This is a genomic window from Aeromonas sp. HMWF014 (assembly GCF_963878295.1).
GTDB classification, from domain to species: Bacteria; Pseudomonadota; Gammaproteobacteria; order Enterobacterales; family Aeromonadaceae; genus Aeromonas; species Aeromonas popoffii.
Genome location: NZ_CAWNYS010000555.1, coordinates 1 through 21,570, shown reverse-complemented (window position 1 = coordinate 21,570; position 21,570 = coordinate 1). Strand labels below are relative to the sequence as shown.

At 59.5% G+C, this 21,570-nt stretch carries 18 protein-coding genes and 2 pseudogenes; 15 read left to right on the top strand and 5 right to left on the bottom strand.

Features of this window, described 5'->3' with window-relative positions:
* Positions 1-137, top strand: a pseudogene (locus tag AAC083_RS23480) (protein YgfX); the annotation flags it as partial.
* 83 nt (positions 138-220) lie between these two features.
* Here the strand turns inward: AAC083_RS23480 and nadB are convergent.
* The gene (nadB, locus tag AAC083_RS21500; protein WP_042033783.1) at positions 221-1,828 is read right to left on the bottom strand and encodes an L-aspartate oxidase; all 1,608 of its coding nucleotides are present in this window, start codon (positions 1,826-1,828) and stop codon (positions 221-223) included.
* Positions 1,829-2,010: 182 nt separating this feature from the next.
* Here nadB and rpoE point away from each other — a divergent pair, with 182 nt between their 5' ends.
* From rpoE to pdxJ, 10 genes are all read left to right on the top strand, one after another.
* On the top strand, positions 2,011-2,592 hold the full coding sequence (gene rpoE, locus AAC083_RS21495; RefSeq protein WP_042033782.1) for an RNA polymerase sigma factor RpoE: 582 nt from the start codon (positions 2,011-2,013) through the stop codon (positions 2,590-2,592).
* A gap of 22 nt (positions 2,593-2,614) precedes the next feature.
* Positions 2,615-3,208, top strand: coding sequence for an RseA family anti-sigma factor (locus tag AAC083_RS21490; protein ID WP_108535565.1), 594 nt, complete (start codon positions 2,615-2,617; stop codon positions 3,206-3,208).
* A 21-nt stretch (positions 3,209-3,229) separates the two neighbouring features.
* Positions 3,230-4,210, top strand: a complete 981-nt coding sequence (locus AAC083_RS21485; protein WP_042033779.1) for a MucB/RseB C-terminal domain-containing protein — start codon at positions 3,230-3,232, stop codon at positions 4,208-4,210.
* A gap of 93 nt (positions 4,211-4,303) precedes the next feature.
* Positions 4,304-4,765, top strand: coding sequence for a SoxR reducing system RseC family protein (locus AAC083_RS21480; protein ID WP_042033778.1), 462 nt, complete (start codon positions 4,304-4,306; stop codon positions 4,763-4,765).
* Positions 4,766-4,882: 117 nt separating this feature from the next.
* Positions 4,883-6,676 carry a translation elongation factor 4 gene (gene lepA / locus AAC083_RS21475; protein WP_042033777.1) on the top strand — a complete coding sequence of 598 codons (1,794 nt, stop codon included), beginning with the start codon at positions 4,883-4,885 and terminating at the stop codon, positions 6,674-6,676.
* A 3-nt stretch (positions 6,677-6,679) separates the two neighbouring features.
* Positions 6,680-7,603, top strand: a complete 924-nt coding sequence (lepB, locus tag AAC083_RS21470) for a signal peptidase I (RefSeq protein WP_042033776.1) — start codon at positions 6,680-6,682, stop codon at positions 7,601-7,603.
* Positions 7,604-8,275 (top strand): ribonuclease III, encoded by a 672-nt coding sequence (gene rnc, locus AAC083_RS21465; protein WP_042033775.1) that lies wholly within the window; start codon positions 7,604-7,606, stop codon positions 8,273-8,275.
* A gap of 61 nt (positions 8,276-8,336) precedes the next feature.
* Positions 8,337-9,236 (top strand): GTPase Era, encoded by a 900-nt coding sequence (gene era, locus AAC083_RS21460; RefSeq protein WP_042033774.1) that lies wholly within the window; start codon positions 8,337-8,339, stop codon positions 9,234-9,236.
* Positions 9,237-9,944, top strand: coding sequence for a DNA repair protein RecO (gene recO, locus AAC083_RS21455; protein WP_108535564.1), 708 nt, complete (start codon positions 9,237-9,239; stop codon positions 9,942-9,944). It abuts the gene before it with no gap.
* 73 nt (positions 9,945-10,017) lie between these two features.
* On the top strand, positions 10,018-10,755 hold the full coding sequence (gene pdxJ, locus AAC083_RS21450; RefSeq protein WP_108535563.1) for a pyridoxine 5'-phosphate synthase: 738 nt from the start codon (positions 10,018-10,020) through the stop codon (positions 10,753-10,755).
* 126 nt (positions 10,756-10,881) lie between these two features.
* Here pdxJ and kbaY read toward each other — a convergent pair.
* From kbaY to barA, 4 genes and pseudogenes are all read right to left on the bottom strand, one after another.
* Positions 10,882-11,007 (bottom strand): annotated as a pseudogene (gene kbaY / locus AAC083_RS21445) (tagatose-bisphosphate aldolase subunit KbaY); the annotation flags it as partial.
* Between the two features lie 25 nt (positions 11,008-11,032).
* Positions 11,033-11,863: an N-acetylmuramoyl-L-alanine amidase gene (locus AAC083_RS21440; RefSeq protein WP_375134729.1), complete on the bottom strand. Its 831-nt coding sequence runs from the start codon at positions 11,861-11,863 to the stop codon at positions 11,033-11,035.
* A 99-nt stretch (positions 11,864-11,962) separates the two neighbouring features.
* Complete coding sequence (locus AAC083_RS21435; RefSeq protein ID WP_042033769.1) at positions 11,963-12,442, bottom strand: YehS family protein; 480 nt, start codon at positions 12,440-12,442, stop codon at positions 11,963-11,965.
* 131 nt (positions 12,443-12,573) lie between these two features.
* Entirely contained in the window at positions 12,574-15,285 is a 2,712-nt protein-coding gene (barA, locus tag AAC083_RS21430; protein WP_108535561.1) for a two-component sensor histidine kinase BarA, read from the bottom strand.
* A gap of 153 nt (positions 15,286-15,438) precedes the next feature.
* On the opposite strand from barA, the gene rlmD reads away from it, so the two are divergent.
* From rlmD to pyrG, 4 genes are all read left to right on the top strand, one after another.
* Positions 15,439-16,761, top strand: coding sequence for a 23S rRNA (uracil(1939)-C(5))-methyltransferase RlmD (gene rlmD, locus AAC083_RS21425; protein WP_108535560.1), 1,323 nt, complete (start codon positions 15,439-15,441; stop codon positions 16,759-16,761).
* Between the two features lie 304 nt (positions 16,762-17,065).
* Positions 17,066-19,276: a GTP diphosphokinase gene (gene relA / locus AAC083_RS21420; protein WP_042033766.1), complete on the top strand. Its 2,211-nt coding sequence runs from the start codon at positions 17,066-17,068 to the stop codon at positions 19,274-19,276.
* Between the two features lie 84 nt (positions 19,277-19,360).
* Positions 19,361-20,158 carry a nucleoside triphosphate pyrophosphohydrolase gene (mazG, locus tag AAC083_RS21415; protein ID WP_108535559.1) on the top strand — a complete coding sequence of 266 codons (798 nt, stop codon included), beginning with the start codon at positions 19,361-19,363 and terminating at the stop codon, positions 20,156-20,158.
* A gap of 140 nt (positions 20,159-20,298) precedes the next feature.
* Positions 20,299-21,570: glutamine hydrolyzing CTP synthase (pyrG, locus tag AAC083_RS21410; protein ID WP_108535558.1), on the top strand; the 1,272-nt coding region annotated here is incomplete at its 3' end.

The window sequence follows — 21,570 nt, the reverse complement described above, 5'->3', positions numbered from 1 at the left end:
TGCCCGGGGCACTCTGGCTGCAACTGGTGGCAAACGACAGGCCGGATGCGCGCCTCTGGCTTTTCTCCGATGCGCTCGCGCCGGAACACTATAGGGCGCTGGCCCGCGCCATCCGGCTAACCCCGCCCGCCCGTTAATCGTACCGCCAGTTTTGACCCTTATCCCCCATAGCAAATGACCCCGCCGGGGCGAGGTCATTTGGGTGACGGCTAACGGGTGATTACTCCCGATCCGGCGTCAGCACCGTGGGTTTGGAGTCAGGCTGCATGTCTGGATAATCCAGGTTGTAGTGCAGGCCACGGGACTCCTTGCGCTGCAAGGCGCAGTTGACGATAAGCTCGGCCACTTGCAGCAGGTTGCGCAGCTCCAGCAAGTTGTTGGAGACCCGGAAGTTGGCGTAGTACTCCTGCACCTCCTGCTTGAGCAGATCGATGCGGCGTTTGGCGCGGGCCAGGCGTTTGTTGGTACGCACTATGCCTACATAGTCCCACATCATCAGCCGTAGCTCGTGCCAGTTGTGCTGGATAACGACCTGCTCGTCCGAGTTATCCACCTTGCTCTCATCCCAGGCGGGCAGATGGGGCGGTTCAATGCTCATGGGCAGCTTGGCCATGATGTCGGCCCCCGCCTGATGGGCATAGACCACGCACTCGAGCAGGGAGTTGGAGGCCATGCGGTTGGCGCCGTGCAGCCCTGTATAGGTGACTTCACCGATGGCATAGAGACCGGGAATGTCGGTCTGGCCATTATTGTCTATCATTACGCCGCCACAGGTGTAGTGAGCAGCCGGGACGATGGGCATTGGCTCTTTGGTGATGTCGATGCCGACTGCGAGGCAGCGTTCATGGATGGTCGGGAAGTGCTTGATGATGAAATCCGCCGGCTTGTGGCTGATGTCCAGATACATGCAGTCGGCACCAAGGCGTTTCATCTCGTGGTCGATGGCGCGGGCGACTATGTCCCGCGGGGCCAGCTCGGCTCGCTCGTCAAACTCTAGCATGAAGCGGCTACCGTCGGGACGGCGCAGATAGGCGCCTTCCCCGCGCAGGGCCTCGGTCAACAGGAAGTTGGGGTCATCGGGGTGGAACAGGCTGGTGGGGTGGAACTGGTTGAACTCCAGGTTCGCCACCCGGCAGCCGGCGCGCCATGCCATGGCGATACCGTCACCCGAACTCACGTCCGGGTTGGAGGTATATTGATATACCTTGGAGGCGCCGCCGGTGGCCAGCGCCACGAAGCGGGCGCGGATCACTTCGACCTGCTCGGCGTTGCGGTTCCAGACGTAGGCGCCCAGCACCTTGTTGCCCGGCAGACCCAGCTTGCGGGTGGTGATGAGGTCGACCGCGTTGAAACGCTCCATCAGCTGGATATTGGGGTGGGAGCGCACCTGATCGATCAGGGTGAGCTGCACCGCCTTGCCGGTGGCATCGGCCGCGTGGAAGATGCGGCGATGGCTGTGGCCCCCTTCGCGGGTCAGGTGATAGTGGGATTCACCCTCGGCGTCCTGCTCCTGATCGAAGGGAACGCCCTGTTGGATCAGCCACTGGATGGACTCGCGGGCGTGACGGGCAGTGAACTCCACCACGGCTGGGTCACACAACCCGGCCCCGGCGTTGAGCGTGTCGCTCACGTGGGATTCGATGCTGTCTGTTTCGTCGAAAACGGCAGCGATGCCTCCTTGCGCATACAAAGTGGCCCCCTCACTGATGGGACCCTTGCTCAGAACCAGGACTTTGGCCTGGTCTGCCAACCGCAACGCGAGGGATAGACCAGCGGCACCGCTGCCAATGATCAGTACATCGCAAAGGTATTCAATACTTGCTTTCATAAGTATCATTGGCTTGGATTAAGAACTGGCACCATGGTAGCCCAAGCGAGGGCAGTGATGCAGCCTGCGTCACATTTTTTTCAATGCAACCGAACTTTCCCTGATTCCTCCTGTCTGAACTTGTGCGCTTAGGAAGGGCCGGAAAAGAAAAACGATAACCTGATGGGGGTTTTACGGCTCTGATGAGCGACCAGAATCTACTGGACGAACAGCTGGTTGAACGGGTCCAGCGTGGCGATAAAAATGCATTCAACCTGTTGGTAAAAAAATACCAGCATAAAGTGGTCAACCTGGTTGCCAGGTATGTCAACAATCCGGGCGATGTGCCGGATGTGGCGCAGGAGGCATTTATCAAAGCCTACCGGGCGTTGCCGACATTCCGTGGCGAGAGCGCGTTTTACACCTGGTTGTACCGAATCGCCGTGAATACGGCCAAAAATTATCTGACCTCTCAGGGGCGCAGGCCGCCCAGCAGTGATGTAGAGGCGGACGAGGCAGAATACTATGGTGGTGGCGAAGCCTTGCAAGAGGTGGCAACACCGGAAAACCTGGCGCTGACCGACGAAATCAAGCGCACTGTGTTTTCTGCCATAGAAGCTTTGCCTGAAGACTTGAGGACAGCCATCACCCTTCGTGAACTGGAAGGGCTGAGCTATGAAGAGATTGCCGAAATCATGGATTGCCCTGTCGGTACGGTGAGATCCCGTATTTTCCGGGCGAGGGAAGCAATCGATAAAAAGCTGAAACCTCTGATCGAGAATTAACTGGGGAAAGACAGGTTAACTTATGGCAACTAAAGAGCAACTCTCGGCCCTGATGGATGGTGACTTGAGCGATGTTGAGGTTCTGAGCGAGCTGGAAATGGATCCGGCGTTGCAAGATACCTGGTCTCGTTACCACTTGATCGGTGATGCCATGCGGGGGGACCTGCCGGTCAATCTGCAGCTGGATTTCAGTGACAGCATCATGGCTGCACTGGAAGACGAGCCCACCATATTGGCGCCCAAGCCGGTGGAGAGCAAGCCAACAGCATCGCAGGTTCACACCGCTGCCAAAGTGGTTCCTCTGTTTCGTCGGGTCGGTCAGCAGGTGGGGCAGTATGCCATCGCCGCGTCGGTCGCCGCCGCCGTCATCTTCGGGGTGCAGCAGTATCAGGGTCATGACGGCATGCCGACCAATCCTGTGCTCAACACTATTCCTGTCGGTGGCAGTGCCTCACCGGTTAGTGTGCACTACCCCCAGGATAGCAACCGGGCGACCTCCCGCCAGCAAGGGTTGAGTGAGCAACAGATGCAGGAGCAGCGTGAGCGCATCAATGCCTTCCTGCGTGACCATCAGTTGCAACAGCGTCTGCTGCAAGACAAGCAGATTCAGGAATAACGCATTTTTAGGGAGCAGATCGTGCGCCAGTCCAGCCGTATTTTGCTGGCCTCTCTCCTGCTGATATGTGCCAAGGCCTCGGCCGACGATAAGTCGGCCGAGGCCTTGTTGCAGCAGATGCAGAGTGCCGTCTCGCAACAGAATTTCGAATTATCCATGGTCAAAGCCCGTCAGGGGCGCCTCGAACCCATACGTTTCAGTCATGGGGTGATCGATGGCAAGGAGGTGGCTCACCTGAGCTATCTGGACGGCAAGACCATAGAGTACCTGCAGCGTCAGGACGAGTTCACCTTCTTTGAAAACAGCCACGAACCTTACACCCTCAAGGGCGCCCGCTTCCCTGGTGTTTGGGCCACTCTGGTGAAGATGCCGCTGCCCCGGGTGCTGGAAAGCTATGATCCCGTGCTGGCCGGCCGCAGCCGGGTAGCCGGTCTGGTGGCGCAGGTGGTCAGGCTGGTGCCCAAAGAGGCGGACAAGTATGGCTTCGTGCTCTGGGTCGATGAGCAGAGCCAGCTGTTGCTGCGGGTGGACATGGTGGATCGGGAAGGCAACCTGGTCGAGCAGGTGCTGGGCGTGGCTCTGGACAGGCAGAGTGCCCCTGCGCCCTGGCTGGTGAAGCTGGCGGGCAGTAAACTGCCCAAGGCGCTGGCGATGGAGGATGCCTACCCGGCGCCGCAGCAGACGCTGAACTGGCATCTCACCTGGTTACCGGATGGCTTCAAGGTATTGTCTCAGGACAGGCACCAGCTGGTGACCACCAGCTTGCCGGTAGATTACATGATGCTCTCCGATGGTCTGGTGGATCTTTCGGTCTATGTGGCCAGGGTCGATCCCAAGCAGGCGGTGCGCCAGCAGCTGATCCGCCAGGGGGCGACCTCGCTGGTGAGTTACGTCAACGACGTGGGGGTCGAGATCACGGTCGTGGGCGAAGTACCGGCCGAAACGGCGAAACGCATCGCTGAGTCGGTGCAACCTCTGGCCCGCAATGAGACGGTACAGTAGTCGTATTTGCACTCCCGCTTGCTCAAGCAGGGCTGCCATGTTCAGATTGGGTCAATCTGTCCCTTGTTATTGTGGAAACGGCTTGTGAGTGAAATGAGCGAAGAGCTGGCGACTGTGGTGGCCATTGATGGACAATATGCTTGGGTGGAGTGCGAACGGCGCTCCGCCTGCAGCGGTTGTCATCAACAGTCCAACTGCGGTACCGGCACGGTTGCCAAGGCGTTTCCGATGAAGCAGCAACGGCTGCGGGTTGTCCTTACCGCCGAGGTGAGCGTCGGCCAGCAAGTGAGGCTCGGCATTCCCCAGGCGAGTATCCTGCGGGGGGCCGCCTTGGTTTATGTATTGCCGCTGTTCTGTCTGCTGGCTGGCGCTCTGCTTGGCCAGCTCTGGTTGGCACCCTTGTTGGCGGGGGGGGAGGGGATCACCATCCTCAGCTGCTTGCTGGGTGGTCTCATCGGATTTTCACTGGTTCGTTACTTTTCCACGCGACTCGATCAGGGGGCATATGGCCCTCGCATGCTGGGTGTGGTACTCCATACCCGCAACCTCTCCTGACCATGCAGGCCTGTATTTCTGGTGCTCCGTCGACTAAAGATTGGCCGTCGACCTGGTTATCCAGTAAAATCCTGCCTCCATATTCGGCCTAACCTAATTTTGAGTGATTCTTGCTCGATGAAACACATTCGTAACTTTTCGATTATTGCGCACATCGACCACGGTAAATCGACCCTGTCGGACCGTCTGATCCAGACTTGCGGTGGCCTGTCCTCCCGCGAGATGCAGGCTCAGGTGCTTGACTCCATGGACCTGGAGCGCGAGCGCGGCATTACCATCAAAGCACAGAGTGTGACCCTGAACTACCAGGCACAAGACGGTAACACCTACCAGCTGAACTTTATCGACACCCCGGGCCACGTAGATTTCTCCTACGAAGTCTCCCGCTCATTGGCGGCCTGTGAAGGGGCGCTGCTGGTGGTAGATGCCGGCCAGGGGGTTGAGGCACAGACTCTGGCCAACTGCTACACCGCCATGGAAATGGAGCTGGAAGTGGTGCCGGTGCTGAACAAGATTGACTTGCCGGCCGCAGAACCCGAGCGGGTCGCCGAGGAGATCGAAGACATCGTCGGCATCGACGCCATCGATGCGGTGCGCTGCTCCGCCAAGACTGGCCTGGGTGTTGATCTCGTGCTGGAAGAGATCGTAGCGCGTATCCCGCCACCGGAAGGTGATCCGGATGCCCCGCTGCAGGCGCTGATCATCGACTCCTGGTTCGACTCCTATCTGGGCGTTGTCTCTCTGGTGCGGATCAAGAACGGCTCCCTCAAGAAGAACGACAAGATCAAGGTGATGAGCACCGGTCAGGTGTGGGGTGTCGATCGTATCGGTATCTTTACGCCCAAGCAGGTGGATACTCAGGGTTTGGGCTGTGGCGAGGTAGGTTGGGTTGTCTGCGGCATCAAAGACATCCACGGTGCCCCTGTGGGCGATACCCTGACTCAAGCCAAGAACGGCGCCGAAAAAGCGCTGGCGGGTTTCAAGAAGGTGAAGCCGCAGGTGTATGCGGGTCTGTTCCCCATCTCCAGCGATGACTACGAGTCGTTCCGTGATGCCCTCGACAAACTGTCTCTGAACGATGCCTCCCTGTTCTTTGAACCTGAGAGTTCCACCGCGTTGGGTTTTGGTTTCCGTTGCGGCTTCCTCGGCATGCTGCACATGGAGATCATTCAGGAGCGTCTGGAGCGGGAATACGATCTGGATCTCATTACTACTGCGCCGACCGTGGTCTATGAGATTGAGCTGAACAATGGCGACACCATCCATATTGACAGCCCGTCCGCCATGCCTCCGGTCAACAACATCAAGGAGATGCGTGAGCCTATCGCCGAGTGCAACATTCTGTTGCCGCAGGAGTACATGGGCAACGTCATCACCCTCTGTATTGAGAAGCGTGGCGTGCAGACCAACATGGTCTATCACGGCAACCAGGTCGCACTGACGTATGAAATCCCGATGGCGGAAGTGGTGCTCGACTTCTTCGATCGCCTGAAATCCACCAGCCGTGGTTACGCCTCGCTGGATTATGGTTTCAAGCGTTTCGAAACCTCCGAGATGGTCCGTCTGGACATCATGATCAACGGTGAGCGCGTCGATGCCCTGGCCATCATCACCCACAAGGAGAACGCCCAGTATCGCGGTCGCCAGGTGGTGGAGAAGATGCGTGAGCTGATCCCGCGCCAGATGTTTGATATCGCCATTCAGGCTTCTATCGGCAACCAGATCATCGCCCGCAGCACGGTCAAGGCGCTGCGCAAGGACGTGACTGCCAAGTGCTACGGCGGTGACGTGAGTCGGAAGAAGAAGCTGCTGAACAAGCAGAAAGAAGGCAAGAAGCGGATGAAGTCCCTGGGCCGTGTCGACGTGCCGCAGGAGGCTTTCCTCGCAATTCTCCATGTAGGAAAGGATTAATCGATGGCAAGCACGTTTTCCCTGATCTTGGTGGTGGTCTGCGCGATCACCGGTGTTATCTGGTGTCTGGACAAGATGATCTGGTCCAAGCAGCGGGCCGCCAAGATTGCCATGGCCCGTGCCCATGGCGGCGCCCATCTGGATGAGAAAACCCTGGCCAAGGTTGCCCCCGTGCCGGTCTGGATCGAACAGACAGCCGGTGTCTTCCCGGTCATCACGCTCGTGCTCATTCTGCGTTCGTTCATCTTTGAACCGTTCCAGATCCCGTCTGGCTCCATGATGCCCACCCTGCTGGTGGGCGACTTCATCCTGGTACAGAAGTTTGCCTACGGTCTGCGGGATCCGGTGACCAACACCAAGTTCCTCGAGACTGGCGAACCCAAACGTGGCGATGTGGTGGTGTTCAAGTATCCGCTGGATACCCGGGTGGACTACATCAAGCGAGTGGTCGGCATGCCGGGTGACAGGGTCATCTATCGCAACAAGGAGCTGATGATCCGGCCCAAGTGCGAGGAGCAGGAAGGGAAAACGTGCCCGGGCTTTGAGAAGGTCGACGCCAAGTTTGAACAAAGGGGTGAATTTACCCAGATGGGGATCCCGCTTGACCGCTATACCGAGCAACTGGGTGAGGTGTCCCACGGGACTCTTCGCAACCCGCTGATGCCCGATATGGTCGACCGTTATTATCGCCAGCCCGGCACTTACCCCGACGAGTGGGTCGTGCCGGAAGGTCAGTACTTCGTGATGGGTGATAACCGTGACAACAGTACCGACAGCCGTTTCTGGGGGTTTGTGCCCGAAAGGAACCTGGTCGGCAAGGCGGTCGCTATCTGGATAAGTTTTGAATTCGAGCGTGAAGAAGGCTCCCTGCTGCCAAGTTGGGTACCGACAGGTGTGCGCTTCAACCGCATTGGCGGAATCAAGTAAATGAATATCAAAATGAACAGACTGCAGTCCCGTCTCGGGCATGTCTTTCACGATCAGGAACTGTTGACCCGGGCGCTGACTCACCGTAGCGCCGGTTCCCGTCACAATGAGCGACTGGAATTTTTGGGAGACTCTATTTTGAGTCTGGTGATTGCCGATGCTCTGTTCCACCGCTTCCCGCAAGCGGCGGAAGGGGACCTCAGCCGGATGCGTGCCACCCTGGTGCGCGAGAAGACCCTGGCCGAACTGGGCCGGGAGTTTGACCTCGGGGATCACTTGATCCTTGGGCCTGGCGAACTCAAGAGCGGCGGTTTCCGTCGCGAATCCATTCTGGCCGACACGGTCGAGGCGGTGATTGGCGCCGTCTATCTGGATACTGATCTTGAGGGGGTGCGGGTGCTGCTGCTGAGCTGGTATGCCAGCCGTCTGGATGAGATACGCCCGGGCATAGAGCAGAAGGATCCCAAGACCCGCTTGCAAGAAATTTTGCAGGGAAGCCGTAAATCCCTGCCGACCTACACAGTGACCAACGTCAAGGGCGAGGCCCACAACCAGGAGTTCACCGTCCAGTGCGACGTGGAAGGCCTGGATGGTCCGCTGGTCGGTGTCGGCACCAGTCGTCGCAAGGCAGAACAGGCTGCGGCGCAGCAAGCATTGGAAAGATTGTCGTGACAGCTACTGCTGATTCAAGAAGACGCGGTCTTTCAACACAACAGGCATTGGAAAAACTGTCATGACAGATACCACTTATTGCGGCTTTGTCGCTATCGTGGGCCGTCCCAACGTGGGCAAGTCCACCCTGCTCAACAAGCTGCTCGGCCAGAAGGTCAGCATTACCTCGAAGAAACCCCAGACCACCCGTCACCGGATCCTGGGGATCGACACCGAGGAGAACCATCAGACCATCTATGTGGATACCCCGGGTCTGCACATCGAAGAGAAGCGGGCCATCAACCGTCTGATGAACCGCGCCGCCACCAGTTCGCTGGGGGACGTGGCCATGGTAGTGTTCGTGGTCGACGGTACTCACTGGACCAAGGATGACGAGATGGTGCTCGGCAAGTTGCGCCATCTGCCTTGTCCCGTGGTGCTGGCGGTCAACAAGATCGACAACGTCAAGGACAAGGAAGACCTGTTGCCCCACCTGGAGTGGCTGGGCCAGCAGATGAAGTTCTCCCATATCCTGCCCATCAGCGCCGAGAAGGGCACCAACGTGGAGAAGATCCGCGAGTGGTCCAAGGATCTGCTGCCGGAGAACAACTTCTTTTTCCCGGAAGATTACGTGACCGACCGCTCTTCCCGCTTCATGGCCTCCGAGATCATCCGCGAGAAACTGATGCGTTTCACCGGTGAGGAGCTGCCTTACTCTGTGACCGTGGAGATCGAGCGCTTCAAGGTGGAAGAGAGCGGCATCTATCACATCAACGCCCTGATCCTGGTGGAGCGTGATGGCCAGAAGAAGATGGTCATCGGCAACAAGGGTGAGAAGATCAAGACCATAGGCACAGAGGCACGCATCGACATGGAACGCCTGTTCCAGAACAAGGTGTTCCTTGAGCTGTGGGTCAAGGTCAAGGCGGGCTGGGCCGATGACGAGCGCGCCCTGCGCAGTCTCGGCTATGGCGATGACTGATTGCTGAGTCCAGCCTTCGTCATCCACAGTCGGCCCTATCGGGAGACCAGTCAGCTGGTCGAGGTGTTTACCCAGGATAGTGGCCGATTTACTCTGGTGGCTCGCGGTTCTCGCGGGCCACGCTCCCCTCTGAAGGGGTTGCTTCAACCTTTTTCCCTGCTCACCATCAGCTGGCGTGGCAAGGGGGAGCTCAAGAATCTCGCCCAAGTCGAATGTCCGGATCACTCATTGCAACTCGGTGGCGATCGCCTCTTCTACGGCCTCTACCTCAATGAGCTGGTCTACTACCTGCTGGAAGCCCATACCCCCTTTCCCGAGGTGTTTGACGCCTATGCCCGTGCCCTGATGGCGCTGGCGGATGGCGAGACGCCCGAGTTGCCGCTGCGCCGCTTCGAGTTCCTGCTGTTGCAGGCGCTTGGCTATGCGGTGGACTTCGAATACGCCGCCGACGACGAGTCCGCGATCCAGCCCGAGCTGCTCTACGGCTTCGAGCGCGAATTGGGCTTTGTCGCTTGCGAGCGGGCGCCGGATCCCCGTACCCTGTTCCTCGGTGCCCACCTGCTGGCCTTCGCCGAGGGACGTTTCGATACCCCTCCCTTGCTGCAGGCGGCCAAACGTTTCAGCCGACTGGCGCTGCAGCCCTATCTGGGTAAGCGTCAGTTAAAGAGCCGGGAGCTGTTTTTAAAGCGCAAAGCCAGCACACGGTGACATATGGATATCTGCACTGGCGCCAAGGCGGCAGCCGCACAGTTAACAGATGAAGTGTTTCAAGGAGTCATCAATGAGCGAAATCTATCTGGGTGTGAACATCGATCATATCGCCACCCTGCGTAATGCCCGTGGCACCCAGTATCCGGATCCGGTGCAGGCCGCCTTCGTGGCCGAGCAGGCCGGTGCCGATGGCATTACCGTCCACCTGCGGGAAGACCGTCGCCACATCACGGACCGTGATGTCGAGGTGTTGCGCCAGACCATACAGACCAGGATGAACCTGGAGATGGCGGTGACCGAGGAGATGATTGGCATCGCCTGTCGCATCAAGCCTCACTTCGTCTGCCTGGTGCCGGAGAAGCGTACCGAGGTGACCACAGAGGGTGGTCTGGACGTGGCCGGTCAGCTCGACAAAATAATGGATGCGGTGACGCGCCTCTCGGCCGTCGGTGCCCAGGTGTCGCTGTTCATCGATGCCGACCCGCACCAGATCGACGCGGCGGCCGAAAGTGGCGCTCCCTTCATCGAGATCCACACCGGCCGTTACGCCGATGCCACCACGGATGCCGAGCGCAACGCCGAGTTCAAGCGCATTGCCGCCGGCGCCTCCTATGCTGCCGGCAAGGGGCTCAAGGTCAATGCTGGCCATGGTCTGCACTACCATAACGTCAAGGCCATCGCCGCCATCCCCGAGCTCTATGAGCTCAACATCGGCCACGCCATCATAGGCCGTGCCGCCTTCGACGGTCTGAGCAAGGCGGTGAGCGACATGCGCCTGCTGATGCAGGAAGCCCGTCAGGGGATCTGACCGCCCGGCGGTGTTGCACACCGCGAGAGACGAACAAACAGGGACGCCATGGCGTCCCTTTTGATTGCAAAGCAGAACAGGTGCAGGGGGAGGTGTCAGCCAGACGTGCGCGTCACCCCGTGATGATCAGAGTCTGCCGCCGCTCATGCATATGCGGATCTTGGCGGCGAGCACTTCCTCCATAGCGGGCACCAGATACTGGCGCTGATCGCTGGCATCCGGGTGGGCAGCGAGGAAGGGCGGCATGGCATCCCTCTGTCATTGTCAGCAGATAGGCTCAGCTTGGCTCGGGGAAGTAACGCTCCAGCAGGGCGGTGAGGATGGCCTGGCTCTGCTCGTCGGGCTCGCCGCTGACCAGGGCGGGACGGAAATGGAGCTGGAAGGCGCGCAGGGCGGCGCGGCTCTGTTCATCCCAGGCGCCGCTTGGGGCGACCCCATAGCCGTAACGGGCGAGTTGCTGTTGCCAGGTGAGGGCATCCCAGGCGGGGGCCGGTTGTTGGCGCAGGGCTGTGACTCTGGCCTCGTCGGGCCAGGCGCCGACCCCGTAGTGCAGGGCGAGCTCGCGCCAGGGGAAGTGGGGGCCGGGATCCTGCTTGCGCTCGGGGGCAACATCGCTGTGGGCCAGCACCTGGGTTGGCGGTATCCGGTAGCGTTGCACCAGCTTCTGAGTCAGGGCGCCGATGGCGGCGATCTGCGCCTGGGTGTAAGGCTGCCAGCGCCGCAGGTGGGCGGGTAGCAGCTCATCTTCCGGCGGATAGCCCAGGTTGACGATTTCGATGCCGAGGGAGCTGGCGTTGAGCCCCGCATACTGGTGCCAGCGACTGCGACCCGCATGCCAGGCGCGCTGGCTGTCGGGCACCAACTGGTAGACGGGCAGCGGCGTCTGATCCGTGTCACGGGGGATCAGGTAGTGGGCACTCACCTGATGGCCCGGCTCGGTCAGCAGGCGCAGAGAGTGGGCGTCGTCCTCATCCGTGTAGTGCAGGATCAGGAAGGCGATGCGTTCATTCTGGCTGGCGCTGGGATAACGGGAAGATAGCTGATAGGGGGCAGGTTGGCAGGCGCTCAGCAGCAGTATGAGGCAGAGTGACCATAGCTGCAGCCACATGGCCCTGTTCGGGTTCGGCTTGAGAAGGCACGACGGCCAGCGTCGCTCACTGGCCAACGAGAGGCGGGCTGACAGTGAGCGGATACGCTGGCCCATGACTCAGGCGCGGTACTTGGCGGTGAGGCCGATGAGGAAGTTGCGCAGGATCTGATCCCCGCAATCCTGGTAGTGCTTGTGATCCTTGGCGCGGAAAAGGGCACTCAGTTCGGACTTGGAGAGGTTGAAGTCAGCGAGCTTGAGTGTGCCGAGCATGTCCTCTTCCTTGTAGTTGAGGCCGATGCGCAGCTTGCGCAGTATCATGTTGTTGTTGATCCGGTTCGGGATCACCTGGGCCGGGGCATCTTCCCGCACACCGCGGCGCGCTATGATGAAGCCGTCGAGGAATTGGCTCAGGGCCGCATCGGGACAGGCGACATAGCCTGCTTCTTGCTCTTCCCCTTCAGCCGCTTCTTTCATCAGCCAGCTGTGCAGCTGGGCGTGAGTGACCGTCAGGTTGCCTTTGGCAAACATCTCGACCATCTGATCGTTACTGATGGTGAGGGCGTAGCGCAGACGGCGCAGAATATCGTTGTTGGTCATGTTGACTCCTGTAGAAACGGCGCAACTTTATCATCTGGCGCGCCCCGCGTCAGAAAAAGCGGGGTTGGCCCTGGCAGGAGAAGGGGGCCAGGGGTTGCTGCCAATGGCGAGCCGCCCTGCATCCGGCTCATTCAGGCGAGGTAGCCTGGCGCCTCCTGGCGCACCTGCTCCATCGCATCCTGCAATTCCAGCAATTCGGGTTCCAGCTCGCTGACCGGCACCCCGTCGCGTAGCTGCTGCTCCAGCTGGGAGAGCAGCCGTTGCAGACCAGGCACCCCGGAATAGGCGCAGCCCCCGTTGAGGCGATGCAGCTGGGCCAGCACCTCGGCATCTTCCACCTGACCGGTAAGGGCCGCCGCCAGCACGGGATCCACCTCGTCGAAACTGGCCATCAGCATGGTCAGCATCTCTTTGGCGAGATCCGGCTTGCCGGCGGCCTGGCGCACCGCCAGGGACCAGTCTATCTGCTGGTCCGCGTGGTTCTGGTGGCGACGATGGGCGAAGTCGGTGATGAGCTGGGCCAGCATGCTCTCGTCGATGGGCTTGGCCAGATAGTCATCCATCCCTTGCCTGATCAACCTCTCCCGCTCGCCGGGAATGGCGTGGGCGGTCACCGCCACGATCGGCGTCTCGGTATTGAGGGACTGGCTGCGGATCGCCTGGGTGGCGCTGATGCCATCCATGATCGGCATCTGTATATCCATGAAGATGATATCGAATGGCTGGCTCTGGGCCAGTCTGACAGCCTCCTTGCCATTCTTGCAGACCACCACCTGGCTCACCATCTCCTTGAGCATGGCGGCGATCAGCTTGAGGTTGGCCGCATTGTCGTCCACCGCCAGCACCTTGATCGCCTGCACGCTGCGCGGAGTGGGGGCAGGCAGCGGCGCGCTCTTGGCTGGCTCGGGGGAGAGCAGGGCGTGCAGCAGCTTGCGGTGGTTCGTGGGTTTGGAGAGGCAGTGCTGGGCGCCGTGGGCCAGCATGGCGTCATAGAGTGAGGGTTCGTGGCTGCTGAGCAGCACTATGGTGTTCTGCTGGCCGTCCAGCCCGTCGAGGCGGGCGATCACCTGCTGCGGGGTGTGCAGTGTGCTGCTGCCGATGATCACCATGTCCTGGTTGCTCATTTCGGGCCAGATGGTGTCGATGGCGAGCGACTGCACATCCAGCTGCCACTCCGCCAGCAGGGCGCAGAGGGAGGAGTGGCTGAAGGGGTCCGGCTCCAGCAGCCAGACCCGTTTGCCCTGGATACGATCCAGCGGCAGCTTGTCGGTCTGGGGCAGGGGAGAGACGTCGATGTCCAGGCTGAAGGAGAAGACGGAGCCTTTGCCAAACTCGGATTCGAAACGGATCTGCCCCCCCATCTGCTGCACCAGCTTCTGGGTGATGACCAGACCCAGACCAGTGCCGCCATAGCGACGCGAGATGGAGGAGTCGGCCTGGTTGAAGGCCTGAAACAGCTGGCGTTGCTGCTCTTCCGAGATACCGATGCCGGTATCGCGGATCAGTACGTTGAGCCGCACCTTGTTGCCGTTGCTGGACCCGGTCTGCTCGATGCGCACGTCCACGTTGCCGCGCTCGGTGAACTTGATGGCGTTGCCGGTGAGGTTGGTCAGCACCTGCTGCAGGCGCATGGGGTCGCCGGTGAGGTAGTCCGGCACCTCGGCATCCACCTGCAGGGAGAGTTCGAGTTGTTTGTCGTGGGCGCTGGGACCGAGCAGGTGCATGGTCTCGTTGAGGGTGTCGCGCAGGCTGAACGGGATATGTTCCAGCTGCAGCTTACCCGCCTCCAGTTTGGAGAAGTCGAGAATGTCGTTGATGATGCCGAGCAGGTTGCGGGCCGACTTTTCTATGGTCTGCATGTAGTCGGTCTGGCTCGGGGTCAGCGGCGTCTTGAGCAGCTGGCGGGTGAAGCCGATGACACCGTTGAGCGGGGTACGCAGCTCGTGGGACATGTTGGCCAGGAACTCGGACTTGACCCGCGCCGCCTCCTGCGCCCGTTTCTTCGCCATGTCGAGCTCGACGTTCTGGATCTCTATTTGTTCAAGTGTTTCCCGCAGATCCGAGGTCGCCTGATCGATGTTCTGCTGCATCTCCTCGTGATATTCCGAGAGCGCCTTGGCCATGGCGTTGATGCCGTTTTTCAGCATGTCCAGCTCGCCGGTGAGCTGGCCGCTGACCCGGGTGTCGAGTCGCCCCTCCCTGATCTTGTGCACCGCCTGCACCATGTCGGTGATGGGCTGGGTCACGCTCTTGACCAGCCTAAAGCCAAACAGGGTGCTGAAGGCGACCCCGATGAGCACCACGATCACCGCAAAGAAGGTATCGCGATACTGCAGTATCATGGCCCTGTCGGTGGTCATCTGCATGGAGATGTAGCCGATCATGGGCGGTTCCACATCGCTGGGCAGCGGGAAGCCATCCATGCTGGTTTCGGCCTGGATCGGGGTGCGCAATATGATGTCGTCACCGTACAGGGTGACGCTGGTCAGCTCGGGGATCTTGCTGCCATCGGGCAGCCGCAGCCGGGTGAAGTCCCTGTGATAGTTGGACGTCACAAACAGCTGGTTGTCCTGGGTGAAGACGGCGATGGACTTGATGAACGGTGAGTTTTTGCGGTGGGTCAGGCCAATCAGCCGCTTGAGCGATTCCCGGCTGTGTTGGGTCATGCCGTATTCACTGGCAATGGCCAGCGGCTCTATGATGTTGATGCCCTGATCGATCAGGTTATTTTCCAGCTGTTGGTAGCGGTGGAAGGTAAAATAACCGGCCATCAGGCCGCCAATGATCAGGGTCGGCAATATGGTAAAGGCCAGCACACGGGCTCGAAGTCCGTACTTGGTCATGGGAATGATCCCCCGATGAGCAGGGTGGGCAAGAGGGTAAACGACAGTGGGCGGGCCCGCAGGCCGGATTTGGTCATACTATTATTCTTGTGGGACAATAGCCTGCTGCAGATTCCACAATCATGACATAGCCACCTATAGGCACCAAGTTTTATGGCCCAGTTTTTCAAACCCCAAAAGAAATCCACCCAGCCCCAACGTATTGAATTTACGGTAGACAGCCTGGATCACCACTGCGTCGGTATCGGCCGTCATCAGGGCAAGGCGATCTTCATCGAAGGGGGGCTGCCCGGTGAGCAGGTCAAGGCCCGCATCCTCGAAGACAAGAAGCAGTATGCCCATGCCGCGTTGCAACAGGTAGTGACCCCGGCGGCCAATCGCATCGCCCCTTTCTGCGGCCACTACCGCGAGTGTGGCGGTTGCAATGCCCAGCATCTTGGCGAGGCGGATCAGCAGGCCACCAAAGAGGCCGGGCTGGTCAGCCTGTTCGAGCGGTTGGGGCAGATCAAGGCGCCAGTGCTGGAGCCCGTGTTGACAGGGGAGTCTCGTGCCTACCGCCGGGTCTGCCGGCTGGCCATCAAGTTTGACAAGAATGGCCGCTGCACCCGGGTCGGTTTTCGTCGTCGCCAATCCAATGACCTGGTGGAGATTGAGGGGTGTCCCGTGCTGGCCGAGCCGCTCTCTGCGCTCATAGCGCCGCTGCGCGAGTGCCTCAATCGCCTCAAGAGCCAGCGTGAGCTGGGCCATGCCGAACTCATTCAGGCCGAGCAGGGGATCATGATGCTGCTGCGCCATACGGGTCTCCCCAACGAGGCGGATCTCGCCCTGCTGGTGGCGTTTGCGAAGGCACAGGGGATAGACCTCTATCTGCAGGCTGCCGATGAACGCATCGAGCCGTTGCACCACGTATTCCAGCCATCCTACTCACTTGATGGCCTGTCTCTTGCATTTGCTCCCGGTGACTTCATTCAGGTCAATGGCCCCATCAACCAGCGCATGGTGACCCAGGCGTTGGCATGGCTCGGGGCAAGCAAGGATGACAAGGTGCTGGATCTGTTCTGCGGCATCGGCAACTTCACCCTGCCACTGGCCCGTCAGGCCCGCGAAGTAGTGGGAGTGGAAGGGGATCTGGCCATGGTGGCCCGCGCCGAGGAGAACGCCCGTCGCAACGGCATCGACAACGCCCGTTTCTACAAGGCGGACTTGAGCGGTGACATAGTCGGCATGTCCTGGGCACGGGAAGGGTTCGATCTGGTATTGCTGGATCCAGCCCGCCCCGGTGCGTTGGAGGTGATGGGTCACGTCGTGAAACTTTCACCCAAGCGAGTGGTCTACGTTTCCTGTAACCCGGTCACCCTGGCCCGTGACAGTCGGGTGCTGGTGAAAGGGGGCTATCGACTGGTGCGTCTGGGGATGCTCGACATGTTCCCCCACACGGGTCACCTGGAGTCCATGGCCCTGTTTGAGCGGGAGTAAACGAGGTCATTCACGGCCTAACCAAGGGTGAAGGAACTCAGTCATCCTGCCCCTTGGTCTGACGTGTTGGGGGGCGGATATGTTCTTTTAATCCGGTATATCCGGAGTCCGTTAGGCTGTTGGAGCCTGAGTGATTGGGGTAATCTAGCCCCTCGTAAATCGGCTGGGCCTGTTGGAGAACTCTATTGTCTTTATTGACAATATGCCTTGAAAAGTTCTCCAGATATCCCCATCTGAGGCAGTCTCATCAGGTGAGGGGGAGGAAGCGGCAGCTTTCGGCCCAATAATTTAAAGGATTGATACCATGGTTGCGGTTCGCGATATTCATTTGAAAGACAACTTCACCCTGGAAGAGTGGGTCAGCTCGCTCACCCTGAGTGACAGTGACAAGGATCAGTTGCGAACCGTCTATCAGTATTGTCTGACGCTTGGTGACGAGGCGCTCACCAACCGTCTGCTGGTGCGTGGTGTCGAGATGGCGGGCATTCTGCTGATGCTCAGCATGGATCTCGGCACTCTCAAGGCTGCCATCATCTACCCCTTCGTCGAAGCCGGCCTCATCAGCCAGGAGCGGATGGACGAAGACTTCGGCCCCAAGATCGCCAAGCTGGTGGAAGGGGTGCTGGAGATGGAGGCCATCCGCTCCCTGCAGACCTTGCACCGCAGCGAGACTTCGCCGGAGCAGGTCGACAACGTGCGGCGCATGCTGCTCGCCATGGTCGAGGATGTGCGCGCCGTGGTCATCAAGCTGGCGGAGCGTATCGCCTGTCTGCGGGAAGCCAAGAAGGCGGATGAAGAGACCCGGGTGCTGATGGCCCAGGAGATCACCAACATCTATGCGCCGCTCGCCAACCGGCTCGGCATTGGTCAGCTCAAATGGGAGCTGGAAGATCTCGCCTTCCGTTACCTGCACCCGGATACCTACAAGCAGATTGCCAAACAGCTCGACGAGAAGCGCCTCGATCGGGAGCGCTACATCCGCGAGTTCGTGCAGTCCCTGCGCGACGGGCTCAAAGAGGCCGGGGTGGAGGCGGAAGTGTATGGCCGCCCGAAACACATCTACAGCATCTGGCGCAAGATGCAGAAGAAGCACCTCGAATTCAACGAACTGTTCGACGTGCGTGCGGTGCGGGTGGTGACCAAGCGACTGCAGGATTGCTACGCGGCGCTCGGTATAGTCCATACCCATTTCCACCATATTCCCCGCGAGTTTGACGATTATGTCGCCAACCCGAAACCCAATGGTTACCAGTCCATCCACACTGTCGTGGTGGGGCCCGAGGGCAAGACGGTGGAGATCCAGATCCGTACCGACCAGATGCATCAGGATGCCGAGCTTGGCGTGGCTGCTCACTGGCGTTACAAGGAAGGGGCTCAGGCCGCCAACAAGGCCAACAACTTTGAAGACAAGATCGAGTGGCTGCGCAAGCTGCTCGCCTGGCAGGAGGATCTCTCCGAAAGTGGCTCCCTGCTCGAGGATCTGCGCAGTCAGGTGTTCGAAGACAGGGTCTATGTGTTTACCCCGAAAGGGGATGTCATTGATCTGCCGGCGGGGGCCACCCCGCTCGACTTCGCCTATCACGTGCACAGCATGATCGGCCACCGCTGCATCGGCGCCAAGATTGACGGCCGCATAGTGCCGTTCACCTATGCGCTGCAGACCGGCGACCAGGTGGAGGTGATCACCCAGAAGGAGCCGAATCCGAGCCGCGACTGGATGAACCCCAACTCGGGTTTCCTGCGCTCCAGCCGGGCGCGGGCCAAGGTGGCCACCTGGTTCAGAAAGCTGGATCGGGACAAAAACATAGCCGCCGGCAAGGAACTGCTGGAGAAGGAGCTGGACAGGCATAACCTGACCCTCTCCAAGGTGGACAAGGTGGTTCTTGAGCGTTTCCACGCCGAGGAACTGGAAGACCTGCTGGCCGGTATCGGCAGCGGCGATATCCGCATCAACCAGTTGCTCAACTATCTGGACACCCGTTACAACAAGCTGACGGCGGAGGAAGAAGATCGCCGTGTGCTGGAAAAACTGGAGCAGAAGGCCAATACCCCGTTCCGGCCCAAGCCCAAGGATCACATAGTCGTGGAAGGGGTCGGCAATCTGATGACCCATATCGCCCGCTGCTGCCAGCCTATCCCCGGTGACACCATTCAGGGGTTCATCACCATGGGGCGCGGGGTGTCTATCCACAGGGATGATTGCGAGCAGCTCAAGGAGCTCTCTCGTCGTAACCCGGAGCGGTTGATCGATGCGGTGTGGGGGGAGAATTACTCCGGTGGTTATGGCCTCACCATCCGCATTCTCTCCAACGATCGCTCGGGTCTGCTGCGAGACATCACCACAGTGCTGGCCAACGAGAAGATAAACGTAATGGGAGTGCGTTCGCGCTCCAACGTGCGCGAGCAGACTGCCGAGATCGACATGGAGCTGGAGATCTACAACATCAACGCCTTCAACCGGGCGTTGGCCAAGCTCAGCCAGCTCAATGACGTGATCAGCGCCAAGCGCCTCTGATTGTCATCAAGAACCAACCCGTGACCGACCGCTAGGTCGGTCACTGTTTTCCCCCTGTGGTACGAATCAAAAAGCGAATATCCCATGTCCCCACGTTACGACCTGCCCCAACTGCTCGATATCATGTCTCGCCTGCGTGACCCGCAACAGGGTTGCCCCTGGGATCTCAAGCAGAGCTTTCAGACCATAGTGCCGCACACCCTGGAAGAGGCCTATGAGGTCGCCGATGCCATCGAAACCAGTGATTGGCAGGGATTGAAGGGGGAGCTCGGCGATTTGCTGTTCCAGGTGGTGTTTTACGCCCAGCTGGGCAAGGAGCAGGGGCTGTTCGATTTCGCCGATATCGTGGATGCGGTGAGCGAAAAGCTCATTCGCCGCCACCCCCATGTGTTTTCCGATGCAGATCTCGGTGACGAGCAGGCGGTGAAGGTGAACTGGGAGGCCGAAAAGGCCAAAGAGCGGGCTGCGCTGGATCAGCAGAGTGTGCTGGATGACATACCGCTCTCGCTGCCAGCCCTTACCCGTTCGGCCAAGATCCAGAAGCGCTGTGCCACGGTTGGTTTCGACTGGAAGACGCTGGGACCTGTGGTAGACAAGATCCACGAAGAGATCGACGAGGTAATGGAAGAGGCGCTGATGGCCGATGTGGACGAAGCGCGGGTGAGCGATGAGCTCGGCGATCTGTTGTTTGCTACCGTCAACCTGGTACGTCATCTTGGCAAGGATCCGGAGCAGGTGCTGCGGGGTGCCAATACCAAGTTCGAACGTCGCTTTCGTCTGGTTGAGCAGTTTATCGCCGCGGAAGGGCTGAAAATGACCGATTGTTCACTGGAAAAGCTGGATGCAGCCTGGGACAAGGCCAAGGAAACCGAACAAAGTTGATTTGGCGCAAGATGAGGGGGCGGGGAGCCTGATAGATTTTTGTTCATTGTTTGGGAGAGGGGGTTTTGGTATACTGTTTCCCCGTCCTGCTTCATCCCCGAAGCACCCCTTAAATTCCCTAAACTTCTTTCAGGTTCAGCATGACGACAAAATATATTTTTGTAACTGGTGGCGTTGTTTCATCCCTCGGCAAAGGCATTGCCGCAGCTTCTCTGGCAGCCATTCTGGAAGCCCGTGGTCTGGATGTGACCATCATGAAACTGGACCCCTATATCAACGTGGATCCGGGCACCATGAGCCCGACCCAGCACGGTGAAGTATTCGTAACCGAGGACGGGGCCGAAACCGATCTGGATCTGGGCCACTATGAGCGTTTCATCCGCACCAAGATGACTCGCCGCAACAACTTTACCACTGGTCGCATCTACGCCGACGTGCTGCGCAAAGAGCGCCGTGGCGACTATCTGGGTGCCACCATTCAGGTCATCCCGCACATCACCAACGCCATCAAGGAGCGGGTGATTGCCGGTGCCGAAGGTCATCAGGTGGCCATCGTCGAAGTGGGCGGTACCGTGGGCGATATCGAGTCCCTGCCGTTCCTTGAGGCCATTCGTCAGCTGGCTGCCGAAGTGGGTCGCAACAGCGCCATGTTCATGCACCTGACCCTGGTGCCTTACCTGGCCGCTGCCGGTGAAGTGAAGACCAAGCCGACCCAGCATTCCGTGAAAGAGCTGCTCTCTATCGGTATCCAGCCGGATGTGCTGATCTGCCGCTCCGACCGTGCCATCCCGGCCAATGAGCGTGCCAAGATTGCCCTGTTCTGCAACGTGCCCGAGCGCGCCGTCATCTCCATGAAAGACGTCGACTCCATCTACAAGATCCCGGCCCTGCTCAAGTCCCAGAATCTGGACTCCTACTTCACCGAGCGTTTCGGTCTGGAGTGCAAGGAAGCCGACCTGTCCGAGTGGGAACAAGTGGTCTTCGAAGAGGCCAACCCGACTGCGGAAGTGACTATCGGTATGGTCGGCAAGTATGTCTCCCTGCCGGATGCCTACAAGTCCGTCAACGAGGCGCTCAAGCACGGTGGTCTCAAGACCCGTCTCTCCGTCACCATCAAGTACATCGACTCCCAGGATATCGAGACCCGTGGTTCCGAGCTGCTGGAAGGCCTGGATGCGATTCTGGTACCGGGTGGCTTCGGTGAGCGCGGCGTGGAAGGCAAGATCCAGGCTGCCCAGTATGCCCGTGAGAACAAGATCCCTTATCTGGGTATCTGCCTCGGCATGCAGGTGGCCATGATCGAATTTGCACGCAACGTGGCGGGCATGACAGGGGCTCACTCCTCCGAATTCAAGAAAGATTGCGCCTATCCGGTCGTCGGTCTCATCACCGAGTGGGTGGATGACGAAGGC